Origin of the sequence: Priestia sp. TSO9, assembly GCF_021029645.1 — a bacterium.
In the GTDB taxonomy this organism is placed as follows: Bacteria; Bacillota; Bacilli; order Bacillales; family Bacillaceae_H; genus Priestia; species Priestia megaterium_E.
In genome coordinates, this window is sequence record NZ_JAJEKD010000015.1 from 1,525,353 (window position 1) to 1,549,811 (window position 24,459).

Here is a 24,459-nt window from a genome sequence, read left to right on the forward strand (position 1 = left end):
GAACCAAAAAGAATCCTTTTTAAAACAAATACTTTAAGAAAATAATTCCTCCTATAAGGACAGCAAAACACGCATAGACCAACACCGCGGCTGCGGCTGCATCTTTTGCGTGTTTTGCTAGTATGTGATATTCAGGAGAAACTAAATCGACAACTTTTTCAACCGCTGTATTCATTAACTCCAAGCTGAACATGCCTGCAATCAGAAGCAGCACAACCGTCCATTCACCAGCTGTAATTGACAGCACGGCGCCTAAGAAAAGGACGATGAAAGAAGCTGCTACGTGAATTTGCATATTTCTCTGTGTTTTACAAACATAAATAAACCCTTCTATTGCATAGCCAAAGCTACTGACAACTTTAGCTATCCCTTTTTTATCGCGAGAGTCCATATTGTTCTAAAATATCTTTTTGACGTGTAAACATCTCTTTTTCATCTTCTGATGTTTCATGGTCATATCCAAGCAAGTGCAAGAAACCGTGAACCGTTAAGAATCCTAGCTCTCTCATAAACGAGTGATTGTATTCTTCTGCTTGCTCATGAGCTTTTGGAATCGAAATGACAATGTCCCCTAGGACTCTTGGCATCTCATCTCCGATAATTTGCATTTCATCTTCGCCCATTTCTTCTAGCGCAAACGATATTACATCCGTTGGCTGATTTTTATGGCGGTATTGATGATTGATTTCTTGAATTCGATCATTATCCACAAATGTAACGGATACTTCTGCATCCTCTTGCAGATTTTCATATATAGCAGCGGCTTCAAGCAGCTTTTCAAGCTCTTTTTGCTGTTCTTCACTTACTTCGTTTGTTTCATCAATAAAATCAATAACTAAACTCATACCTTCACCTTCTCTTTTTTTATCTCTGGATATTCGATTCGGGAATGAAAAATCCCATTTAAAGTTTCACATAGTGCTTGACGAATTAACTCTAGCTCTTTGAGCGTTACGTTACACTCGCTAAGCTGTTCATCCTGCAAGCGATCTTTAATAATATTTCGAACCAAGTTCTCAATTTTTTCCGGAGTGGGATTGGACATTGACCTTACGGCTGCTTCTACACTATCAGCTATGCAAATAACCGCTGCTTCTTTCGACTGAGGCTTTGGTCCAGGATAGCGATATTCTTTTTCATCAATTTTTTCTTCTGTTTGTTCAAGTGCCTTATGATAGAAAAACTTAAGAAGAGTTGTTCCGTGATGCTGCTCTGCAATATCTACAATCTCTTTTGGAAACTTGTGATTCCGCAAAATGGTAGCTCCATCTGTAGCATGTGCGATTATAATATTTTTACTAGTCTTAGGACTTAGTTTATCATGCGGATTAGTAATATTCATTTGATTTTCAATAAAATACTGCGGTCGCTTCGTTTTACCAATATCGTGGTAATAAGCCCCGACTCTCGCTAATAAACCGTTAGCTCCTATCGTTTCGCACGCCGCTTCAGATAAGTTTGCCACCATTACGCTGTGATGGTATGTTCCAGGTGTTTCGGTTAAGATTTTGCGTAATAGCGGATGAGTAGGACTCGATAATTCAATCAGCTTTATCGTAGATAAAATGCCAAATCCACTTTCAAAAAACGGCAGCAAACCTATAGTTAAAACGGAAGCAATAACACCAGATGCAATTGACATCATGCTGTAATAGCCAAGCTCTACAGTGCCGATTTGGCCATTTTTAATAAAAATAATAGCAAAGCTGATAATTACGTTTACCATAGCCACAAATAGACCTGCCTGCAAAATCCGTGAACGTCTGTGCTGCCTGCTTAAAAATAAAATAGCAGCAATATTGCTAATTAAAAAGTAGATCCCAATGTTCATATTAAACGAGGTTGTCAATTCACCATTAAAAATAATGCTTCCACAAATAGCAAATACAATGCTTGATAAAATAGCAATGCGTTCATCCATTAAAATTCGAATCAGCAAACCTCCCACCGCAACAGGAGCTAAGAAACCAATTTCTGATAAATCAATTTGCTGAAACAAGCTTAAGATTTTCATGAGGCCAATCGTAATGGCTGCTACCAATACATACAACAGCAAGGGCTGATATGTCTTGGTGTGAAATTCACGCAAATAGTAAATGAGGCCCGCTATCATCATTACAATCAGCAAAGCTAACCCCGCAAAAGGCTGAATAGATCCCTTATTATTCAACAATCCCGCGAGCTGGAGCTGACGATATATATCAGGATTAATAAGCTGATTTTCTTCTACAATAATCTGGCCTTGTTTGATTCGGACAGGCTCCACTTTTTCCACAGCTGCTTGACGGTTTTCAGCTGTTTTTTGTGGATCATAAATCACGTTTGGAATGATAGCGAATTTAGCAATTGCGTTCATTGAATCCTTTAGAGAATTGCTGACATTGGTGTAAACAAGCTGACTTTCTACTTGATCTTTTTTCTCTTCTACATCGCTAATCTTCACTTGATCTTTCATCACATGATGAACGGCCGTGACTACAGCATCTTTCGCAATCGATAAATCACTGTTAGAAGACTGAAGCAGCTGCTTAATGGTATCTTTTGGCAAGTTTTTTTGAATGTCTTCAGGAAGCTTGTCCTCTAGCATTTTTTGTTTGGTTTTTAATACGGCATCGATACTGTCATCTTCATGATCTTCTTTTTCATATTCTGTATTAACTTCCATCATCGCATCAAAAATAGATGCAACAAGATCGACTTGGTTCTGTGCGTATTCTGTTTTTTGTGTATACACATCTTCAACGGCTTGTTCTGCCTCTGCCCGTTTTTTCTCTGTGCTCTCTTTATCTTCAATGGTAACGGGTGAGTAAATGGTTTGCGGGGAAATAGATAGTAATCTGAGATCTAATTCCTGCGGCTTTACATTGCTATACATAGACGCAAACATCATTACACCTAACAAGGCATATAACCCAATTTGAATTAACCGTAATCGCTCGATCTGTGCCATTGTTTGCTTGATTATCCGAAACGTTGACACAAACGTACCCCCTTTTACAAAAAATAGACCCTATTAAGAAAGGGTCTTTTGGTCAGCTTGTTCGTACGCTTGAACGATGCGTCCCACAAGTGGATGGCGCACAACATCTGACTGTTCTAGATGAATAAACGAAATACCTTTAACATTGGTCAGGATTTTCGAGACAGCCGCTAGACCAGACTGAGCTCCTTTTGGTAAATCAATTTGTGAAATATCTCCTGTAATCACCATTTTAGACCCAAATCCTAGTCGTGTTAAAAACATCTTCATTTGCGCCATCGTGGTGTTTTGCGCTTCGTCTAAGATAACAAACGCATCATCTAGTGTACGACCTCGCATATAAGCAAGGGGTGCTATTTCAATAACTCCGCGTTCGATTAGGCGCTGCGTATGTTCTGTTCCTAATACATCATGTAATGCATCGTACAGAGGCCGCAAGTACGGATCTACTTTTTCTTTCAGATCTCCTGGCAAGAAGCCAAGACTTTCACCTGCTTCAACAGCAGGACGTGTTAAAATAATACGCTGCACGTGACCATTTTTAAGAGCATTAACGGCCATGACAACGGCTAAATACGTTTTACCGGTACCAGCAGGCCCAATTCCAAATACCAAATCATTTTTCTTAATAGCCGAAATGTATTGACTTTGTCCTAATGTCTTAACACGAATAGTCTTACCTTTTACATTTTTACCAATCTCTTCTTCATATACATCTTCAAAAAACTCGAGAGAATTTTTCTTAGCTAATTGAATCGCATATACAACATCTCGTTCAGATATGGAAATATTTTTTCGGATAATGTTCAGTAACTTTTTAAGCATTTCTTCCACTAGCTGAACATTTTCTGTACTTCCGGAGACTACAACAGTCTCACCTCTTGAAATGATAGAGACCTGCATTTCTTCTTCAATTCGCTTTAAATTCGCATCTTGTACGCCAAATAATGAAATGGCTTCGTTTGAATCATCAAGTTGTACGTTAATTGTTACTAGCTGTTCTGACATTCATCAATCTCCTTGAATAATTGGTTGAGTGTTCGCAATATTTTCTATAACTTGGTAATGTATTGATAATCTAACTTTACCATTGTCCTGTTCTTGGTGCAAAACTTTTTCACCTTTTATTTTAGCATCCTCACCTAAAGTTGATAGTAATTTTTTTCGACCGATTTCCAAAGCTTTTTCCACCGCCTCTTGTTTAGAATAGACGCGCTGCGAGTTCTGTTCTTCTCGTACAGCAACTTTCTCATACGACAGAGGTAACTTCCATTTTAAAAAATAGAGTGGATGCTCCACTTTTTCTGTCACCTTTGAGCTGTATTTTTCTTTGTTAAAAGCCCAAAGAGGCATTTTAAAAGCTTGAAAATCTAAATAGTGCTTCGTATATCCATTACCCGTTAATACCTGAAAATCAGTTTTTAAAGGCACTTCCACCTCAGACTTATACCATGTTTCACCGTAGACTTTCCCTTTAGCAGCTACTACTTTTTTATTTTTTTCGTTTCCAATAATACCGGAAACTAAGACCTCGCCTTCATTGACAAAATCATTAACCTTGACTAAAGGTTGTCCTTTTTCGACAAACAAATTCGTAATAATGGCTTTCTTTTTAGCAATTAAATGTTGGTAAGGTGTTTTTTGCTGAGGCTTGGGCTCATTTTTTTCAACCACTTGGAAGTGATAAGAAGTGCCGCGCACTTCTACTCCCACCCAGGTAATATTGTTCATATTATCCGTTAAATAGCGCTGGATTTTTTCAGGACTCTCTAACAGAAATTGAAACTCTCCTCTTTTTACACCTATTTTGGCGAGCTGCTTAGTCATTTGATGTTCTGTTTGTGGTTCTGCACCGCTAATTTCCACTTTCCACACCATGTTGGAAAGCAAACCAAGAATAATAAAAAAAGAAAGAAAACCTAAAGCAAATCCACTATTTTTGATCACTCGTTTTGTTAAAAAAGGAAAACCTCTGCCTCTTATAAAGTAAATTTTACAATCTGCGTTGCGAATTAGTATACGAATTTTCTTTACATCTTTCAATAATATCGTTGCTGTCGCTAGCTGACCGTCAACTTTATGGACATTCGAAATCATAATCTGTTGTCTCACACAATTATTTAAGAAACGTTCAATTCCTTTTCCAACAATTCGAATACGTACGGTACCAATAACAAAGTTTGTCCATCCATTCTTCATTTTTTTCCTCCTTGTGTTATTGTTCTAAATAAAGAACTTGATTGATTTTACCTTCTAAAACCAGTTCTTCTGGCAGTATTACTTTAATGACCAGTCCTTCACCTCGAATTAACATTTGTCCCTGTTTTAGTAACACGCGTATTTCAGTATCAGAAAAGGCTAATAAACCTTTATGGTTTTCAATATAAATGTGTATTTGTCCAACTAACGTAATACGGGGAAGATCCATTAATACATCAGCGGGTAGTTCCATTGTTTTTGTCATCCATCTTTTCATTTGGTGTCTCCACTTTTTGCTCATAAAAAGAACCCCCTTTCATCTCATGTTTATGAGAAAGGGGGTTAATGTATCACATCTATTTATCGTTTATATTTACGTTGTTTCGATTTTGGCGGCCCTAGAATTTCGGACCATACCACTCCTTGAACAGCTTCTTTACGAGAAATGGGCTTGAAAACGTTTTTCTCACCCGTGATTTTTGGTTTGTCAACCGTGATTTTCTTTTGAATAGACGGTTCATGATACGGACGATTTTTTAGCTCTTCCAATTTTTCTTGCAAAGGATTTGTTTCTGCTGAAGGAACAGTTTCCGGCTCCATACGAGCTGTTTTTGGCTCTTCTTTGACAGGTCGATATCTAGGTCTTTCCCGCCTTGAAGGATTGTTTACAGGAGGCATAGGAGCTCTTTTAGAACGCTGCTGTTCTTCCTCTTTTGACTGAGCCATAAAACGCTGCACAACGTTAAAAATAATCCCTCCAATGATGACAAAAATGAAAGCATTATTAATAATTAGTTTAATAAGCGTTTCAACGATATTCATTAGGAGAAAACCTCCTTGTTAAGCTCATTCATTATTTCTCATCGTCTTCTTTAGACATTTTTCCAATTGAATCACGCATATCCGTATCAGCAGTCAAGTTTTGAATGTTCATATAATCCATGACGCCAATATTGCCAGAGCGCAGTGCTTCTGCCATCGCTAACGGCACTTCTGCTTCTGCTTCTACTACTTTTGCACGCATTTCTTCTACTTTTGCACGCATTTCTTGTTCTTGAGCAACGGCCATGGCACGACGTTCTTCGGCTTTTGCTTGTGCAATATTTTTATCTGCTTCCGCTTGGTCTGTTTGAAGAACTGCCCCAATATTTTTACCAATATCGATGTCAGCAATATCAATGGATAAAATTTCAAACGCTGTTCCTGAATCCAACCCTTTTCCTAACACCGTTTGAGAAATCATATCAGGATTTTCCAATACTTTTTTGTGATCTTTTTGCGAACCGATTGTAGAAACAATCCCCTCGCCAACACGGGCAATAATCGTTTCTTCTCCAGCTCCCCCTACTAGTCGATCAATGTTTGCACGAACGGTAATTCGGGCTTTTGCTTTGACTTCGATTCCATCCATAGCCACCCCTGCAATAAAAGGTGTTTCAATAACTTTTGGATTAACGCTCATTTGTACAGCTTCTAGCACATCACGGCCCGCTAAGTCGATCGCTGCTCCGCGCTCAAATGTTAACTCAATATTTGCTCGGTGCGCTGCAATCAACGCATTTACCACGCGATCAACGTTACCGCCTGCTAAATAGTGGCTTTCTAATTGATTAATGGTAATGCCTAAACCTGCTTTACTTGCTTTAATTAACGGGTTCACAACGCGAGATGGTATCACTCGACGAAGTCTCATTCCGACCAGTGTGAAAATACTAATACGAACGCCTGCTGCTAATGCTGAAATCCATAGCATAATCGGTACAAAAGTGAAAAAAACAGCTAAAGCAATAATTGCTAGACCAATAACTACAAAAAACAATACGCTACCTACTTCCATTAATTAAGATCCTCCTTTTTCAAAGGCTCTGTAAGCTTCCGCACCACAACCCTTGATCCCTCTACTTTTATAATATTTACTAACACATCTTTGTCTAAATATCCGCCTTCAGTGACTACATCCACATACTCTTCATCGATGAGCACGGTACCTGAAGGACGCAGCGGTGTTGTTGTTTTACCTTGTTTTCCTATTAATTCATAACGATTTTGATTCGACACATAGCCAGATTCAGTATTAAGTGAATCATTAAGCACCATTTTTTTGAAAGGTGTAAGCTTTCTTTTAAAAAATTTCATCATCACAAACGCACCTCCCAGTGCCACCACTATTGCAATTACAAGAGAAATTCCCATTTCGACATTATTATCTGTTGACATAAAAAAACTTAAAATGATAGCTCCAAGTCCTAGTAGTCCTAAAACTCCGCCTGGTACTACAATCTCTAACAGAAGCAATATAATTCCTGCTATAAATAAAACGAGCGCTTCCATGCCAGCTAATCCTGCTACCATATGACCATAAAAAAATAAAAGAAGTGAAGCTATTCCAATAGAGCCCGCAATACCAAATGAAGGCGTAAACAATTCAATTACAATTCCTAAAGCACCAATAGATAATAAAATGGGAACAACAAGCGGATGGGTAAGAAAACGAGCAATTTGTTCACTTACACTCATTTTCGCATACGTCAGTTTAGCATCTTCATAGCCAAGTACGCTTAGGAGATCGTCTAAATTTTTTACAGTCCCTTCTGAATAACCAACTTGCTCGGCTTGCTTCGGAGTGAGCGTCAGCAATTCGTTTCCTTTTAAGTTGAGCTCAGGTATTACCATCTTGGTATTTGCCATCGCTTCTGCATATTTAGGGTTTCGGTTATTTTGTTCTGCTGCGCTCTTCATAGCCGATAACCAGTAGGACTGAGCTTTTTTTCCTGCGGCATTTCCCTGTTGGTCAATCACAGCTGCCGATCCCATTGTAGAACCGGGTGTCATATAAATTTGATCGGCGTTAAGTGCAATATACGCTCCGGCTGATAATGCTTTTTTATCGACAAAAGCAGCGGTAGGAATAGGTGTTGAGGTTAAGCTTTTAGCTATTTCAGAAGCTGCATCTACAGCTCCTCCAGGAGTATCTATGTCCAATATAATCAAATCTGCACCGTCATTTTCCGCATCTTCAATGGATCTGTTTAGAAAAGAAAGCAGTCCATTTTCTACCGTTTTATTGACAGGAATAACGTGTACACGCTTCACGTCAGCGGTGCTAATAGTGGGGAATAACCCAGTGGCTAAGATAAGAAAGCACATGAAAGAAAATAAGGTTTTCACCGAATACACTTCCCTCCTTCCATAGATAGTATGAGCATGTATCTGTATATACGAATAACTTTAACAATAGTTTCAAATTTTTTAAAATTTATCTATGTTATTCTTTGCACAAGAAAAACAAAACATACGTTCGGTTATTATCCATATAAAAAACACCTTACACAAGGTAAGGTGTTTTTTATGATAAGTGTTGAAGGACAAGCTTATTAACAAGAGAGCCATCCGCTTTGCCTTTTACTTTCGGCATAAGCGCTCCCATAACTTTCCCCATATCAGCTTTAGAGGAAGACTGCGTTTCTTCAATCGTCGTTTTAATAATTTCAGATAACTCTTCTTCAGTTAGCTGTTTAGGAGCGTAAACTTCTAAAACCGCTAATTCAGAATGAATTTTATCAACAAGATCTTGACGACCTGCTTTCTCAAATTCATGGAGGGAGTCTTTACGTTGTTTGAATTCGCGAGAAATAACCGTCAACTCGTCTGCTTCAGTTAGGTCGGTTCCTAACTTAATGGCTTCGTTTTGAAGAGATGCTTTGACCATACGAATGACCCCAAGCTTCTCTTTCTCTTTGTTTTTCATCGCTTGTTTCATATCACTATTTAAACGCTCGAGAAGACTCATAAATCCACCCTCTTATTAGAACTTGCGTTTTCTAGCAGCTTCAGATTTCTTCTTACGCTTTACGCTAGGCTTTTCATAGAATTCGCGCTTTCTTGCTTCTTGTAACGTACCAGTTTTTGAAACTGAACGTTTGAAGCGACGAAGAGCATCTTCAAGCGATTCGTTTTTACGAACAACTGTTCTTGACATTCTAATTCCCTCCCTCCGAACAAAACCACTAACATCATAATGAAATGACATGTTAGACATGTCTTTTGCAATTATAATATAATGATTCCTTAAGGTCAACCGCTTTACATAAAGTAATGCAGTTATTACCCCTTTATTTTATGAACTTTCTTGATAAAACATTACTCGTTCAGCTTTTTTACACGTATGAAAAAAGCTGCGTATACACGCAGCTTTCCAATAAGTGTTATGAGCTCATTTTCACCTGATCTTGAAGATGAACCTCATCTAGCAGGCGAACAAACTCACCTTCATTATAAGGATATCCAGCTTTTGAAATTTTCACTTTTACAAGCTTTCCAACCATTTCTTCAGACGCTTTAAACACAACCTTTAAGTAGTTATCAGTATACCCTACATATAAACCACTTTCAGGATCTTCTTTATATTTTTCTTCCGGAATTACTTCTAGTACTTCTCCTTCAAACGTTGAAGCATATTCTTTTGCCAATTGATTTGAAAGTTCGATTAAACGATGCACACGTTGATTTTTTACTTCTTCATCAATTTGGTCGGTCATACGAGCCGCTGGCGTACCTGTACGTTTAGAATACGGGAATACATGAAGCTCTGAAAAACCGTGCTCTTTAATAAAGTTATACGTCTCCATAAACTCTTCTTCTGTTTCACCTGGGAAACCAACAATAACATCTGATGTAATCGCTAATCCAGGAAGAGCTTCTTTCAGACGGTTTAAGCGCTCACCAAAGAACTCCATTGTATACTTACGACGCATGCGCTTCAATACCGTATTTGAACCTGATTGAAGAGGAATATGCAAATGACGTACAACCATTTCTGATTGATCTAGTACCTCAATCACTTCGTCCGTAATTTGACTTGCTTCAATTGACGAAATACGAATGCGTTTTAATCCTTTTACTTGAGACTCTAAATCACGAAGAAGCTGGGCAAGATTGTAATCTTTCATGTCTTCTCCGTATCCGCCAGTGTGAATACCTGTTAACACGATTTCTTTATAGCCCGCATCCACTAGCTGCTGTGCTTGTGCTACTACTTCTTTAGGATCACGAGATCGCATTAAACCGCGCGCCCATGGAATAATACAGAATGTACAAAAGTTGTTACAGCCTTCTTGAATCTTTAACGAAGCACGCGTACGGTCTGTAAAAGCCGGTACATCTAGCTCTTCATATACGCGTGTTTTCATAATGTTTCCTACGCCGTTAATCGGCTGACGCTCTTTTTTAAATTGTTCAATATAATCAAGCATCTTAACGCGATCTTGTGTACCTACTACGATATCAACACCAGGAATGGCCATAATTTCAGCTGGCGAAGTTTGAGCATAACACCCAGTTACACAAATAACCGCATCTGGATTTTTCCGCACAGCTCTGCGAATAACTTGACGGCTTTTTTTATCTCCTGTATTTGTTACCGTACATGTATTAATTACATATACATCGGCAGTTTGTTCATATTCAACACGCTCATAGCCTTGGCCTTTGAACAATTGCCAAATTGCTTCTGTTTCATAGTGATTTACTTTACACCCTAGCGTGTGAAAAGCAACTGTTGACATAATCGTCACCTCATTAACTCAGTTTGATAAGATATAGCAGACAGCGCATATAAAGGAGCTGTTTCTGCTCGTAAAATTCGCGGACCAAATCCGCTTATTGTAAATTCATTTTCTTCTAATACTTCTACTTCCTGCTCGGTCAAACCACCCTCGGGGCCTACAACCACAAGCACGGAATGGCCGGGTTTTAAAGCCGAAAGAACAGCGTGCAGATGAGATGTTTCTCCTTGCTTTGCTCTTTCTTCATAGGCTACAACTTTATGAGTATAGTCACCGCTAATTTCTACTAGTTTTTTAAAAGAAATTGGGGCTTCTACTGCTGGTACAATCGTACGATGAGATTGTTCTGCAGCCTCTTTAGCAATCTTGTTCCAGCGATCTACTTTTTTTTGACTCTTTTTATCATCCCATTTAACAACTGAACGAGCCGCAATAAAAGGGATAAACTTATACGCCCCAAGTTCTGTCCCTTTTTGGATAATAAGCTCGAGCTTATCCCCTTTAGGCAGACCGTTCACAATTGTAACATGGACTGGAAGCTCTTTTTCTTCGCTTATCCATTCTATAATAGATGCTTTCACTTCGTTAGCGGAAATATTTTCAATTTCACACAAAGCAGCTTGCCCCTTTTCATTACAGGCAATAAACTGTGATCCTTCATTCATTCTCATGACGCGTGAGATATGATGGGCATCATCTTGTGTCACTATGACACTTTGCTCTTGAAATTGATCATTTGGCAGAAAATAACGTTGCATCTTGACACCTTCTCACTTGTTAAGCTTGTTTTTGCGCAATAATTGCTACCCAGTCTTCCATAAGCGTTACTTCTTGAATAACAAAGCCCGCTCCCGTTAACGCTTTTTTGACATCTTCTTTTTTCGCACTAATAATACCTGATGTAATGAACATGCCTCCTGGCTTTAATACCTTTGCAGCATCGTCTACAAAACGAACGATTACTTCAGCTAGAATATTCGCCACAACAATGTCAACCGGTCCTTCTATACCTTGCAATAAGTTGTTTTGACCTACTGTTACGACGTTCCCAACTTGATTCAGTTCAATATTTTCGCGAGCAGAACGCACGGCTACTTCATCAAGGTCTAGAGCTTGTACATTACTTGCTCCTAACAGAGCTGCGCCAATGCTTAGCACTCCTGAACCTGTACCCACGTCAATAACACTATCTCCTGCTTTCACTGTTCTTTCCAATGCTTGAAGAGACATAACCGTTGTTGGATGCGTACCTGTCCCAAAAGCCATTCCGGGATCAAGCTCGATAATCAATTCATCTGTGCTTACTTTTTCATAGTTTTCCCAAGTTGGTACAATCGTAAAACGCTCTGAAATTTTCACGGGATGATAATATTTTTTCCAAGCAGTGGCCCACTCTTCCTCGTTCACTTCACTGATCGTAACTTTGTTAGCTCCTAAATCAAAGTCGTAAACAAGCAGTCCATTAATTTCTTTTTTGATACCATCCACAGTTTCTGCTAAAAAGCTGTTAACTGGAAGATATGCTTTAATCACTACACCTTCTTCTGGGTAGTCTTCTACGTTTAAATCGTAGATTTCACCAAAAGTTGTATCTCTGTCTTTCACTAAATCAGCAGGATCTTCAATGACTACCCCGCTAGCTCCTGATTCATGTAAAATATGAGAGATGGGTTCAATTGCTTCTTGCGCTGTATGAATACAAATTTCAGACCATTTCATTGCTACCAACTTCATCCTTTCTGCCTTCAGTAATATAGGATTTTAAATATGAACATGACAGATGACAGGTTGGCAAAGTACCTTTACCAACCTGTCTCTGTTTACTATGAAAGACAATTATTCTCCTTTAATTGCTCGTTTTACTTTTGCAAAAAAGGAATCATGCTGCTCATCAACGGCTTCTTGACCGCTCAGTTCAGCGAACTCACGCAATAATTGTTTTTGTTTTTCTGATATTTTTGTTGGAGTTACAACTCGAACGTGAATATGCTGATCTCCTTGACCATATCCTCGTACGTTTGCCACACCTTTTCCTTTTAAACGGAATTTCGTTCCCGTTTGTGTACCAGCAGGAATCTTCAGCTTCACCTTGCCGTGTAGAGTTGGTACTTCTACTTCATCACCTAGCGCTGCCTGAGCAAACGTTAAAGGCATTTCGCAGTAGATATCGTCTCCATCACGTTCAAAGAATTCATGAGTGCGCACGTGGAACACTACGTATAAATCTCCCGGAGGACCACCATTTACCCCTGGTTCTCCTTGAGCACTTACGCGCAGCTGTTGACCATCATCTACACCAGCTGGAATTTTAACATTAATCTTACGTCGTTTTGTTACTTTACCGTCACCGTGGCACGTTGCACATTTGTCTTTAATGATTTTTCCCGTACCATTACAATGATGACATGCACGTCGATTTACCACGCGGCCAAACGGCGTGTTTTGTTCAACGTTTAACTGACCTGAACCATTACAGTGCGAACATGTATCGACTTTTGTTCCAGGTTTTGCACCTGAACCGTGACATGTTTCACACGTTTCTTCACGTGGAATTTCAATTGTTGTTTCTTTTCCGAAAACAGCTTCTTCAAAAGAAAGTGTCATCGTGTATTGTAAATCGGCACCTTGTCTCGGAGCATTAGGGTCACGTCTGCGACCACCACCACCAAAGATCGAGCTGAAAATATCTTCAAAGCCGAAGCCGCCAAAGTCTGAGCCGCCTCCACCAAAGCCGCCAAAGCCTTGATTTGGATCAGTATGACCAAATTGATCGTATTGTGCTTTTTTTTGGTCATCACTCAATACTTCATATGCTTCTTTTACTTCTTTAAATTTGTCAGCAGCATCTTCCGCTTTGTTAATATCTGGATGATATTGTTTAGAAAGCTTGCGGTATGCTTTTTTTATTTCATCTTTTGTAGCGCTCTTACTGATACCGAGTACTTCATAGTAATCTCGCTTACTCATCAATACTCACTCCCGAATCGTTTCACATAAACGTAATTGTATCATTATTAATAATTCCATAGCAACATAAAAGTTACTTTCTATTGCTCCCGTGCACGCAGAGAGCCAAGTGAAAAACTTTCCCTTTCGCTTTTCCACGTTAAAAAAGTCAAAGCCAAGAAATAAGCTTGACTTTGACTTTTTAAAAAGATGTGAATCGCACCATGGCGTCATTCACGTTAGTCGTCAAGATGCATTATTTTTTGTCGTCGTTTACTTCTTCAAACTCTGCATCTACAACATCATCATTTTGAGCGCCTTGTTCACCTGCTTGCTGAGCTTGTTGAGCTTGCTCATACAATTTTACAGTTAACGCTTGAACGATTTCTTGAAGTTCATCTTTTTTCGCTTTGATTTCTTCAAGGTCATTCTTTTCAATCGCTGCTTTTAAAGCATCTTTTGCTTCGTTAGCTTTTGTTACTTCAGCTTCTTCTACTTTTCCTTCAAGATCTTTTAGTGTTTTTTCAGTTGTAAACACTAATTGATCTGCTTCATTGCGTAGTTCCACTTCTTCTTTACGTTGCTTATCAGCATCTGCGTTTTCTTCCGCTTCTTTTACCATGCGGTCGATTTCGTCATCTGATAAACCTGTTGAAGATTTAATTGTAATAGCTTGCTCTTTGTTTGTACCTAAATCTTTTGCACGAACGTTTACGATACCGTTTTTGTCAATATCGAATGATACTTCGATTTGAGGTACTCCGCGTGGCGCAGGTGGAATATCAGTTAACTGGAAACGACCTAGAGTTTTGTTGTCCGCAGACATTGGACGCTCACCTTGAAGAACATGAATATCTACAGCTGTTTGGCTATCTGCAGCCGTTGAGAATACTTGTGATTTACTTGTTGGAATCGTCGTATTACGCTCAATTAGCTTTGTAAATACGCCACCCATTGTTTCGATACCTAGTGATAAAGGCGTTACGTCTAGTAATACAACGTCTTTTACATCACCAGTTAATACGCCACCTTGAATTGCTGCACCAAGTGCAACTACTTCATCAGGGTTTACACCTTTGTGAGGATCTTGACCAGTTTCTTTTTTGATCGCATCTTGTACCGCTGGGATACGAGTTGAACCACCAACTAAGATTACTTTATCAAGTTCGCTTGCAGAAAGGCCTGCATCTTTTAAAGCTTGACGCACAGGAGCCATTGTACGCTCTACAAGGCCTGCTGATAACTCGTCAAATTTAGCACGTGATAAAGATACCTCTAAGTGAAGAGGGCCAGCTTCTCCAGCAGTGATAAATGGTAAAGAAATTTGTGTAGATGTTACGCCTGATAAATCTTTTTTCGCTTTTTCAGCCGCATCTTTTAAACGTTGAAGCGCCATTTTATCTTTGCTTAAATCAACGCCGTTTTCTTTTTTGAATTCAGCGACTAAATAGTCGATGATTACTTGGTCAAAGTCGTCACCACCAAGGCGGTTGTCACCTGCAGTTGCGCGAACTTCAAATACGCCATCGCCAAGTTCTAGAATAGATACGTCAAACGTACCGCCACCAAGGTCATAAACTAAAACTGTTTGATCTTCATCTGTTTTTTCTAATCCGTACGCAAGTGCTGCTGCAGTAGGCTCGTTAATAATACGCTCTACTTCTAAACCAGCAATTTTACCAGCATCTTTTGTTGCTTGACGCTCAGCATCATTAAAGTAAGCAGGAACTGTGATAACAGCTTTTGTTACAGGCTCACCTAAATACTCTTCAGCATAACCTTTTAAATGTTGAAGAATGATAGCTGACATTTCTTGAGGCGTGTATTGCTTGCCTTCAGCTTCCACCTTATGGTCTGTACCCATATGACGTTTAACTGAAATAATTGTGTTAGGGTTTGTAATAGCTTGACGTTTCGCTACTTCCCCAACTTGACGCTCACCGTTTTTGAATGCCACAACTGATGGCGTTGTACGGTTTCCTTCTGGATTTGGAATTACTTTTGGTTCGCCGCCTTCTAATACAGCGACACAAGAGTTAGTTGTACCTAAATCGATACCAATGATCTTACTCATTGACAATGACCTCCTTCATAATATGTAGTGTTATTGATTCACTTTAACCATCGCAGGGCGGATGATTTTATCTTTTAATTTGTAACCTTTTTGAAGCTCTTCTACTACCGTGTTCGGTTCGTATTTATCGTCTTCTACTTGCATCACTGCTTGATGCTCGTATGGATCGAATGTTTTCCCGACTGATTCAATTGCTTCAACACCTTCTTTTTGAAGTGCCTCTACTAATTGACGGTATACCATTTCTACACCTTGCAGCACGGATTTAGTTTGTTCGTCCGCTGTGTTAACTTGTAATGCACGTTCAAAGTTATCAAGTGCTGGTAAAATATCCGAAACTAATGATTGAGCACGGTATTTTTGAGCAGCTTCTGCATCGAGACGTGAACGACGACGGAAATTATCGAAATCAGCTTGTAGACGTAAGTAGCGATTCTCTTCTTCTTCAAGCTGTTGCTTTAATTGATCATTTTCTTGTTGAAGAGGGTTTACTTCCTCAGACGCTTCAGCTTCAGTTGCTTCAGCAGAGTCTGTTTGAACTTCTTCAACCACTTTTTCGTTTTGTTCTTCTACTTGCTTTTCGTTTGACAATTCATTCACCTCCCTTAAATGTTTACACACATTTTCACATTTTAAACAACGTTTTTTATTTTATCACAGGGAAAGGATGGAAGTAATATATTCCACCCGATTCCTTTATTCTTTATACAAGTTTGTTAATACTTGAGACATATCTGATGACAGCAGTGTAAGCAAACTAATCACACGCGCATATTCCATGCGGGTCGGTCCCAGTATAGCAATTGTGCCAAGCTGTTCGTGACCAAAGGAATAACTAGCTGTAATTAAGCTGCACCCTACCATTTCATTCAATTTATTTTCATGACCAATTTTCACATGTATGCCAGCCTCATTTGGGCTTAACAGCTTATAAAACTGCTGTTCATGTTCAATGATGTTAAACAGCCCGCGAATTTTATTAAGATCATGAAATTCCGGCTGAGCAAACATATTCGTTTTGCCGCCAACTACTAATTTGCCATTCATGTTGAGCTTTAATGCATCATTGAGTATATCCATCGTCTGCTCATACCCTTGAATGTGGCTTTTTAAGAGCGTCGCTACTTCTTTGTACATTTTATCATGTAAATCAGTAATACGAACGCCGATGAGCTTTTCGTTTAAAATGTTAACCATTTTTTCAATATCGGAAGGTTGAATACTGCTCGGCAGCGTAATGGTCCGACTTTCAACGTGTCCTGTATCAGTCACAATAATGGCAACAGCTGACTGAGCTGTTAAAGGTAAAATCTGCAGCTGTTTTAACTTATGGCTGACCGCTTTTGGTCCTAGCACAATAGACGTTAAACTCGTTAAATCAGATAAAATTTGCGCTGACTTTTGAACGAGCTGCTCCAATTCTACAATGCGTTCAGCGAATACCGAACGTACCGTCGAAACGTCGCTTGCTTTCAAGTGCTGCGGGGACACTAGATGATCAACATAATAACGATAACCTTTCTCAGACGGAACGCGCCCTGAAGAAGTATGAGTTTTTTCAATAAATCCAAGTTCTTCTAGGTCTGACATCTCATTACGAATCGTAGCCGAACTAAAATTAAACTCTTCTTTCTTAGATAATGTTCGAGAGCCTACCGGCTGCGCAGATCGAATGAAATCATCAATAATGACTTGTAAAATTAATAACTGTCGATCAGTAAGCACGCTTCATCACCTCTGTTAGCACTCTAAAACTCTGAGTGCTAAATCTAATAATAAATTACCAAATCACTATAGCGATGTCAACGATTTGATATTAGATTATCCCAATAAAGGCTTGAAAAACTTCATTCCCCAAAAATCGACCATTGTGTGTTAAAAAGACTGAGCTATTATCTTCACCCAAAAGTCCTTTCTCTTTGTATTCTTGAATAGGTTCTCCAAATACATCTTTTAATTCTCGATTGAATTTTTTCTTAAACTCCTCTTTTGAGACTCCTTTCGTTTTACGAAGGCCCAAAAACATTTCTTCTTCCATTTTTTCAGCCTCGGTCACGCTCACTTCATTGAGATATGCATTTCCGTTTTGCTCGACCGAATCAATGTACTTTTTTAATGGTCCAATATTTGCTCGTCTTATTCCGTTTATATAGCTATGTGCGCCTGCGCCAATTCCGTAATAATCGTCGTTGTGCCAATAGGTTAGATTATGAATACTCTCGTAGCCTGGCTTTGCGAAATTACTGATTTCATATTGATGAAAACCTTGTTTGTCCATTTCTTTCATGAGCAGCTCATACATAGCTGCTTCTTCTTCTTGAGCAGGCAGAGGCAGCTTCCCTTTGTTCATTAAATTATAAAATACCGTTTTAGGTTCAATAATTAACGAATAGGCAGACATGTGCTCTACCTCTAATGAAAAAGCGGTTTGAAGCGTAGAAGAGAAATCAGCTACCGTTTGTTCCGGCAGGCTATAAATTAAGTCTAAGCTTATATTCGACATTCCAATCTTTCTCGCTTGCTCAACACAATCAAATACCTGTCTATTTGAATGCACACGTCCAATTTTATCCAATAATCTTTCATTAAACGTTTGTACACCAATGCTTAAACGATTCACGCCATAATCATGAAGAAGCTGAAGCTTTTCTTTTGTTAATTCATTCGGATTCGCTTCAAATGTAAACTCACCTTTTTCGTCATAAGGAAGATACATACGAATGGATTCTAAAAAATACTCTAGCTGCTGTTCATCTAACGCTGTGGGCGTCCCACCCCCAACGAATATCGTGTTTAAATTGGTCGTTGGATAACGTTCGACTGTTTGTTTCATTTCTTCTCGCATGCTTTCCAAATACGGCATAACGGGCTGATTTTTAAAAAACACTTTATTAAAGTCACAATAGTGACAAATATGATGACAAAACGGGATATGCAGATATGCTGCCTTCACCATGGACTTTCACCTCAATCACATTTATAAATGATAAAAATACCGCAGAGTCTCTCTGCGGTATTTTTATCTATGTTCGTTCACACTTATTTACAGCGCTCAAAACTCTTTACTATCGTATCAGATTAGCTTGATTTTCAAAACTAATTTGACATGTTAAATAATAGAATTTCAGCTATTAATCTTCGTCCATGCGAAGCACAGCCATAAATGCTTCCTGCGGTACTTCAACAGAACCAACCTGCTTCATACGTTTTTTACCTTCTTTTTGTTTTTCAAGAAGTTTACGTTTACGAGAGATATCTCCTCCGTAACATTTTGCTAAAACGTTTTTACGAATGGCTTTAATTGTTGAACGCGCTACAATTTTTTGACCGATTGCCGCTTGAATCGGCACTTCGAACTGTTGACGTGGAATAAGCTCTTTAAGCTTTTCTACAATGACTTTACCACGATCGTAAGCTGAATCTCTGTGCACGATAAAGGACAGTGCATCGACCGTTTCGCCGTTTAAGAGAATATCCATCTTCACAAGCTTCGAAGGCTGGTATCCGATAAGCTCGTAATCAAACGACGCGTAGCCTTTTGTATTTGATTTTAATTGATCAAAGAAATCATATACAATTTCAGCTAGCGGAATTTCGTATACAATACTCACGCGATTAGCATCCAAGTACTGCATATCAATAAAGTTGCCTCGCTTCTTCTGACAAAGCTCCATCACAGCACCAACATAATCGTTTGGTACCATCATCGTTGCCTTTACATACGGTTCTTCCACGCGTTCAATCTTTTGTGGGTCCGGCATATTAGACGGGTTATCTACAGACAGATGAGTCTCGTCTGTTAAATACACGTCATAAATAACGCTCGGAGCTGTTGTAATTAAATCAATTTTAAATTCGCGCTCAATACGCTCTTGGATAATTTCCATGTGAAGCAACCCTAAGAATCCACATCGGAAACCAAACCCTAAGGCCTGAGACGTCTCTGGTTCAAACTGAAGTGCAGAGTCATTTAGCTCTAACTTTTCTAGTGCTTCACGAAGATCGTTATACTTCGCTGTATCAATTGGATACAGTCCGCAGTATACCATTGGATTCAGACGACGATAACCAGGAAGAGGTTCACTTGCTCCGTTTTTAGCAAGAGTAATCGTGTCCCCTACTCGCGTATCTCCAACGTTTTTAATAGCTGCTGTTAAAAACCCTACGTCGCCAACAGAAAGTTCATCTTTAGCAACGGCTTTTGGCGTTAACACACCTAGCTCCGTTACCTCAAACTCTTTTCCTGTTGCCATCATTTTAATTTTGTCGCCTACTTTTACTCGTCCCTGTACGATACGAATAGATGCAACTACACCTCGGTATGCATCATAAAATGAATCAAAGATCAGCGCTTGAAGCGGTGCATCTGGATCCCCTTCAGGAGCAGGGACTTTTTCAACAATTTGTTCTAAAATTTCTTCGATACCAATTCCTGCTTTAGCTGAAGCTAATACAGCTTCCGACGCATCTAATCCAATTACGTCTTCAACTTCTTGGCGCACTCGCTCTGGCTCTGCACTCGGCAGGTCAATCTTATTAATGACAGGTAAAATTTCAAGGTTGTTATCAAGTGCTAAATACACGTTTGCTAGTGTTTGAGCTTCAATACCTTGAGCTGCATCTACTACTAGAATAGCACCTTCACACGCGGCTAAACTTCGCGACACTTCATATGTAAAATCGACGTGTCCCGGTGTATCAATTAGATGAAAAGTATACTCTTCTCCATCTTTTGCTTTGTATTGAAGCTGCACAGCATTTAATTTTATGGTAATTCCACGTTCACGTTCTAAATCCATCGAATCTAAAAGCTGAGCTTTCATTTCTCGCTGTGTTAACGCATTTGTTTTTTCTAAAATACGGTCTGCTAATGTTGACTTACCGTGGTCTATATGAGCAATAATCGAAAAGTTTCTAATTTTCGATTGTCGTTTCAATCTTGCTTCTCTATCCATATTTTTTTCACTCCTACTGAAAATCGGCAAAATACACTAAACTAAATTATAACAACACATTCGTCAACATTCAATAAGCATTCCATTGAGGATTTTTCCATACAAAAAAGCAGAAAGAGATTCTGCTTTTAATTAAGAAGATGATGGATAGCCTTAAAAGCTTTTCCTATTGTACTTTTCACGCCTTCCGCTAAACTTTGACCTAGCGAGGAGAAAAAGTTAAAAGCCTTTCGTTTTTCTAGAAACTGCTGTTTTTCATCAATATTCACGACTTTTTTTGAACCTAAAACAGCAGCTTCCACCTGACCATCTGACGTTTTAGACACATTAATAACATGTTCAATCGAAGGATCATTATATCCCTTCATTTTAATCAACCCTTGCTGAGCCGTCTGCATCCCTAAAAATACGATGCACAGTAAAAAAATGGTTAGCACTACTGATTTTAAAGTAAATTTAATCATATTATTAGGCCCCTTACTTCTTTATCTTCTGTAGTACTAACCATTATGACTATATTGTGAAGAACTCATTCATCTAAAAGCGTATTAATGAGTATATGCCCCAAAGTTCTCTTGATCCACTTCATGATGCAAAGCAGCGTTAAGTCCTCCTGCAACTACATTAGCCATATCTTCAATAAACATATCCACTTCTTTTGGCGTAACCATCAAATTATGGCCTAAAGGTGCAAGCACTTCATGAATAAGACGTCTTTTTTCTTCATCGGGAAGGGTGCCAATCATACCGAGATACGTTTGACGCTGCTCTTCGTTGGGTAAGTCATCCTCGGTGAGCTTCTTTTTTTCTCCAAACGTCATACCGGACGGAAGCAGCGACTTAGACGGCTTTCCCTGCTCTTTCATTTCTCGGCCGAAATGTTTTAAGATAAAGTCAATTGTATCGCTTGTAATGGAAACCGCATCCACTACCGTTGGAATACCTATTGCAATAACTGGAATGCCAAGTGTTTCATAACTTATTTCTTTGCGCTTGTTTCCAACCCCAGACCCCGGATGAATACCTGAATCTGAAATTTGAATGGTAGCATTTACCCGTTCAATCGAACGAGCGGCCAGCGCGTCGATTGCAATGATAAAATCTGGATTCACTTTCTTTACAACGCCAAAGATAATATCACTTGTCTCAATACCCGTCATTCCCATTACTCCCGGAACAATGGCGCTAACGGGTCTAAAGCCATCTTGCACGCTTTCAGGCTGTAGCTCAAACAAATGTCTTGTAATCAACAAATTATCTACTGCCTTTGGTCCAAGCGCATCTGGTGTAACACTTAAGTTTCCAAGACCCACTACAAGACAGCTAGCATCATCTGGAATGTTGAGGCTTTTAATAAAAAAATTCAGCTCTTTAGCAAATACTTCTTCCATGGCCTCTTGCTTTTCAGTATCCTGCTCGCGAATGCCTACCGATTCAAGGGTTACATATCGGCCTTTTTTCTTACCGATTGCTTCTGCGCCTTCTTCCGTAATTTCTACCATTGAAATTTTGACACCTTGTTCTTCTTTTTCTTTTACAATTACGCCTTTGATTTCTGACTGGTTATTCGGTTTAGGCTGGTTTTCTAACGCTATGTCTTTTGCTTCGACAGCTAAATCCGTGCGCACGCTATATTGACTTAAATCAAGTTCTTTTTCCACTTCTTAACCTCCTAGACAATCTTTGTTGGAATTATTGTCACCGAGGACTGGCAGATTCATGCATTTAAGAAATGAAAAGTGGAAAGAAAGGCGCAATATCAGCTACAAGCTTTTGAAGAGAGGTCTGTCATATAAAATTCCTTGTCAAGGCTATTGCATTCTGTCCTTGTGTTTGATAAAATATCTTTTGTTCTTATTGTGAAGAATGTCGAGTTCTATATAATCTCGATTGTTATCATTTCGGGAGGTGAAACGGATGCCAAACATTAAATCAGCTATCAAACGTGTAAAAACTACTGAAGCTCGCCGTGCTCATAACATTCAAGCTAAATCAGCTATGCGTACTGCAATCAAAAACTTTGAAGCTTTAGTTGAAAACAACGATGTAGATAACGCAAAAGCAGCATTTGCTGTTGCTTCTAAAAAATTAGACAAAGCTGCACAATCTGGTATTATCCACAAAAATGCTGCAGCTCGTCAAAAATCTCGCTTAGCAGTAAAACTTAACGGTTTATCTGCATAATTGAGACAAAAACGATCCCATTAGGATCGTTTTTTTATTGCGCTCTTTTTAATAAAAAAAGCTGTAAAATAAGCGCTTTATCCATTTTCCCCGTCTTCATTTCATAATCTGCCTCTGCTAAATCCTTTAAAATTTCTTTAAGCTGCTGTTCCTCAAAACTTCTGCTCTGCTGCAAAGCAATTTTCACACGAAACGGATGAACCTTAATCGTTTGAGCAATTTGCTGCTGACCGTACCCTTGACTAGACAGCTGCTTCGTATGATAAATCAAACGAAACTGCGTCGCTAACAAAGATAAAATTTTAATAGGCTCTTCGTTATTACGCAGTAAATCCTGATACATATTTAAAGCAGTAGAAACCTTTCGCTGAATAACAGCGTCAATAAGCGTAAATACATTTTGTTCAAGCGTTTTTGCCACAAGCTTAAGCACCACTTCTTTTGTAATGACTCCGTCTTGTCCAACGTATAACGCCATTTTTTCAATTTCATTTGTCACAAGCGTTACATTAAGACCCACAAGCTGAATAAGCAGCGTCACAGCATCTTCATCCATATTCACTCCATCTTTTGAAAGTAAATTATGAATCCACTGCTTCATTTCTTTTTCACCAAATTCGTTCGCTTCGATGTAAGCTGCTTGTTTTTTTAATAATTTTGTTATTTTTTTTCTTTCATCCAGCTTTTCATAAGGGGCTAGAAGAATTAACGTAGAAAAAGACGGGGGCTGTTCGACATATTGCTGAAGTTTTGCCAGGTCATGTTCGACTTTATCTTTTGATTTTTCAGCCGTTAAAAATGCTGCATTTTTCGCGACCACTACACGCTTGTCTCCTAAAAAAGGAAGCGTTTCAGCATCTTCTAGAACTTGATCAATCGATGTCTCTTCTAAATCGTATAGTGACAAGTTAAATTCTTTATCTTCTTCATTCAACGTATAGTCGACGATTTTATCTCTAATCTTTTTACTCATAAATGCATTAACCCCGTGTATTAAATAAACGGGGGCTATATTATTTTTGGTAATACTTTTTAAGCTATCAACTGCCAACGTATATACGCTCCTCTTTTTTTATTCATCTATATTGATTATGTATAGTTATTGATAAACAAAATACAATTTCTATCGTAAAGGTGTTATGAGTTTTTGGCAACAATACAAAAGGAATTGTCTTAAAACGACAATTCCTCAGTTTATGATAAACATCAACAATATAAGCCCTAGGTTACTTATTTGTTAATGATTAAACCCTTATCTCTATTTTCTCCTCATGTCCATAAAGTATAGTTGTTAACTGTTGTCAGTTTGTGAAAACGCTTTTGAATTGTCTAGATTTTTAAAAAAAGTTAGATTATACTGTAAACAGGAGGGGTGTTAATGAACCAATTTGAAGAAAGTGTCCAAAGTAAACGCAACGACGCTGTCGATTCTGCCGTAGGATTTGGTGTTTCATTTGGCTTTTTCACTGCCTTATTTGTTATTGCAACTGTGATTCACTACTTGGGTTCGTAAAATTGCTTCAAGGCTGCTTCTTAGCAGTCTTTTTTAGTTCGTTT

Annotated in this window: 25 protein-coding genes; 2 read left to right on the forward strand and 23 right to left on the reverse strand. The window is 38.7% G+C overall.

Annotated elements, in window-relative coordinates; translation table 11 throughout:
• Positions 1–19: 19 nt before the first annotated feature.
• The 22 genes from LJC66_RS23105 to gpr form a co-directional block, all read right to left on the reverse strand.
• Positions 20–391, reverse strand: a complete 372-nt coding sequence (locus LJC66_RS23105) for a diacylglycerol kinase family protein (protein WP_025750543.1) — start codon at positions 389–391, stop codon at positions 20–22.
• Positions 375–845 carry an rRNA maturation RNase YbeY gene (gene ybeY / locus LJC66_RS23110; RefSeq protein ID WP_025750544.1) on the reverse strand — a complete coding sequence of 157 codons (471 nt, stop codon included), beginning with the start codon at positions 843–845 and terminating at the stop codon, positions 375–377. The genes LJC66_RS23105 and ybeY overlap by 17 nt, the downstream gene beginning before the upstream one ends.
• Complete coding sequence (locus tag LJC66_RS23115; RefSeq protein ID WP_374199262.1) at positions 842–2,950, reverse strand: HD family phosphohydrolase; 2,109 nt, start codon at positions 2,948–2,950, stop codon at positions 842–844. The genes ybeY and LJC66_RS23115 overlap by 4 nt, the downstream gene beginning before the upstream one ends.
• A gap of 63 nt (positions 2,951–3,013) precedes the next feature.
• Positions 3,014–3,988 carry a PhoH family protein gene (locus tag LJC66_RS23120; RefSeq protein ID WP_028410624.1) on the reverse strand — a complete coding sequence of 325 codons (975 nt, stop codon included), beginning with the start codon at positions 3,986–3,988 and terminating at the stop codon, positions 3,014–3,016.
• A 3-nt stretch (positions 3,989–3,991) separates the two neighbouring features.
• Positions 3,992–5,179, reverse strand: a complete 1,188-nt coding sequence (gene yqfD, locus LJC66_RS23125; protein ID WP_230933612.1) for a sporulation protein YqfD — start codon at positions 5,177–5,179, stop codon at positions 3,992–3,994.
• 16 nt (positions 5,180–5,195) lie between these two features.
• Positions 5,196–5,480, reverse strand: coding sequence for a sporulation protein YqfC (yqfC, locus tag LJC66_RS23130; protein ID WP_013059232.1), 285 nt, complete (start codon positions 5,478–5,480; stop codon positions 5,196–5,198).
• Between the two features lie 59 nt (positions 5,481–5,539).
• Positions 5,540–6,001 carry a hypothetical protein gene (locus LJC66_RS23135; RefSeq protein WP_028410622.1) on the reverse strand — a complete coding sequence of 154 codons (462 nt, stop codon included), beginning with the start codon at positions 5,999–6,001 and terminating at the stop codon, positions 5,540–5,542.
• 31 nt (positions 6,002–6,032) lie between these two features.
• Positions 6,033–7,016 carry a flotillin-like protein FloA gene (gene floA, locus LJC66_RS23140; RefSeq protein WP_013059234.1) on the reverse strand — a complete coding sequence of 328 codons (984 nt, stop codon included), beginning with the start codon at positions 7,014–7,016 and terminating at the stop codon, positions 6,033–6,035.
• Positions 7,016–8,347 (reverse strand): NfeD family protein, encoded by a 1,332-nt coding sequence (locus tag LJC66_RS23145; RefSeq protein ID WP_050688516.1) that lies wholly within the window; start codon positions 8,345–8,347, stop codon positions 7,016–7,018. The genes floA and LJC66_RS23145 overlap by 1 nt, the downstream gene beginning before the upstream one ends.
• A gap of 178 nt (positions 8,348–8,525) precedes the next feature.
• Entirely contained in the window at positions 8,526–8,969 is a 444-nt protein-coding gene (locus LJC66_RS23150) for a GatB/YqeY domain-containing protein (RefSeq protein ID WP_013059236.1), read from the reverse strand.
• A gap of 15 nt (positions 8,970–8,984) precedes the next feature.
• Positions 8,985–9,158 (reverse strand): 30S ribosomal protein S21, encoded by a 174-nt coding sequence (gene rpsU, locus LJC66_RS23155; RefSeq protein WP_013059237.1) that lies wholly within the window; start codon positions 9,156–9,158, stop codon positions 8,985–8,987.
• A 226-nt stretch (positions 9,159–9,384) separates the two neighbouring features.
• Positions 9,385–10,743, reverse strand: coding sequence for a tRNA (N(6)-L-threonylcarbamoyladenosine(37)-C(2))-methylthiotransferase MtaB (mtaB, locus tag LJC66_RS23160; protein WP_230933613.1), 1,359 nt, complete (start codon positions 10,741–10,743; stop codon positions 9,385–9,387).
• A gap of 5 nt (positions 10,744–10,748) precedes the next feature.
• Positions 10,749–11,501 (reverse strand): 16S rRNA (uracil(1498)-N(3))-methyltransferase, encoded by a 753-nt coding sequence (locus LJC66_RS23165; RefSeq protein WP_230933614.1) that lies wholly within the window; start codon positions 11,499–11,501, stop codon positions 10,749–10,751.
• 19 nt (positions 11,502–11,520) lie between these two features.
• The gene (gene prmA, locus LJC66_RS23170; protein ID WP_230933740.1) at positions 11,521–12,462 is read right to left on the reverse strand and encodes a 50S ribosomal protein L11 methyltransferase; all 942 of its coding nucleotides are present in this window, start codon (positions 12,460–12,462) and stop codon (positions 11,521–11,523) included.
• Positions 12,463–12,579: 117 nt separating this feature from the next.
• On the reverse strand, positions 12,580–13,710 hold the full coding sequence (gene dnaJ / locus LJC66_RS23175) for a molecular chaperone DnaJ (RefSeq protein WP_013059241.1): 1,131 nt from the start codon (positions 13,708–13,710) through the stop codon (positions 12,580–12,582).
• 235 nt (positions 13,711–13,945) lie between these two features.
• Positions 13,946–15,763, reverse strand: coding sequence for a molecular chaperone DnaK (gene dnaK / locus LJC66_RS23180; protein WP_013059242.1), 1,818 nt, complete (start codon positions 15,761–15,763; stop codon positions 13,946–13,948).
• 30 nt (positions 15,764–15,793) lie between these two features.
• Positions 15,794–16,354 carry a nucleotide exchange factor GrpE gene (grpE, locus tag LJC66_RS23185; protein WP_230933615.1) on the reverse strand — a complete coding sequence of 187 codons (561 nt, stop codon included), beginning with the start codon at positions 16,352–16,354 and terminating at the stop codon, positions 15,794–15,796.
• 105 nt (positions 16,355–16,459) lie between these two features.
• A complete protein-coding gene (gene hrcA / locus LJC66_RS23190; protein WP_013059244.1) occupies positions 16,460–17,488 on the reverse strand; it encodes a heat-inducible transcriptional repressor HrcA in 1,029 nt (342 codons plus the stop codon).
• 91 nt (positions 17,489–17,579) lie between these two features.
• Complete coding sequence (hemW, locus tag LJC66_RS23195) at positions 17,580–18,719, reverse strand: radical SAM family heme chaperone HemW (protein WP_230933616.1); 1,140 nt, start codon at positions 18,717–18,719, stop codon at positions 17,580–17,582.
• A gap of 175 nt (positions 18,720–18,894) precedes the next feature.
• Positions 18,895–20,718, reverse strand: coding sequence for a translation elongation factor 4 (gene lepA / locus LJC66_RS23200; protein WP_013059246.1), 1,824 nt, complete (start codon positions 20,716–20,718; stop codon positions 18,895–18,897).
• Between the two features lie 128 nt (positions 20,719–20,846).
• Positions 20,847–21,182, reverse strand: a complete 336-nt coding sequence (locus tag LJC66_RS23205; RefSeq protein WP_013085063.1) for a DUF3679 domain-containing protein — start codon at positions 21,180–21,182, stop codon at positions 20,847–20,849.
• An 84-nt stretch (positions 21,183–21,266) separates the two neighbouring features.
• Positions 21,267–22,379 carry a GPR endopeptidase gene (gene gpr, locus LJC66_RS23210; RefSeq protein WP_013059248.1) on the reverse strand — a complete coding sequence of 371 codons (1,113 nt, stop codon included), beginning with the start codon at positions 22,377–22,379 and terminating at the stop codon, positions 21,267–21,269.
• 256 nt (positions 22,380–22,635) lie between these two features.
• Between gpr and rpsT the strand changes: the two genes are divergently transcribed.
• Positions 22,636–22,902, forward strand: a complete 267-nt coding sequence (gene rpsT, locus LJC66_RS23215) for a 30S ribosomal protein S20 (protein ID WP_013059249.1) — start codon at positions 22,636–22,638, stop codon at positions 22,900–22,902.
• Positions 22,903–22,936: 34 nt separating this feature from the next.
• Here the strand turns inward: rpsT and holA are convergent, their stop codons facing one another.
• Positions 22,937–23,953: a DNA polymerase III subunit delta gene (holA, locus tag LJC66_RS23220; RefSeq protein ID WP_230933617.1), complete on the reverse strand. Its 1,017-nt coding sequence runs from the start codon at positions 23,951–23,953 to the stop codon at positions 22,937–22,939.
• 327 nt (positions 23,954–24,280) lie between these two features.
• On the opposite strand from holA, the gene LJC66_RS23225 reads away from it, so the two are divergent.
• Positions 24,281–24,415, forward strand: coding sequence for a YqzM family protein (locus tag LJC66_RS23225; protein ID WP_013059251.1), 135 nt, complete (start codon positions 24,281–24,283; stop codon positions 24,413–24,415).
• Positions 24,416–24,459: the final 44 nt, after the last annotated feature.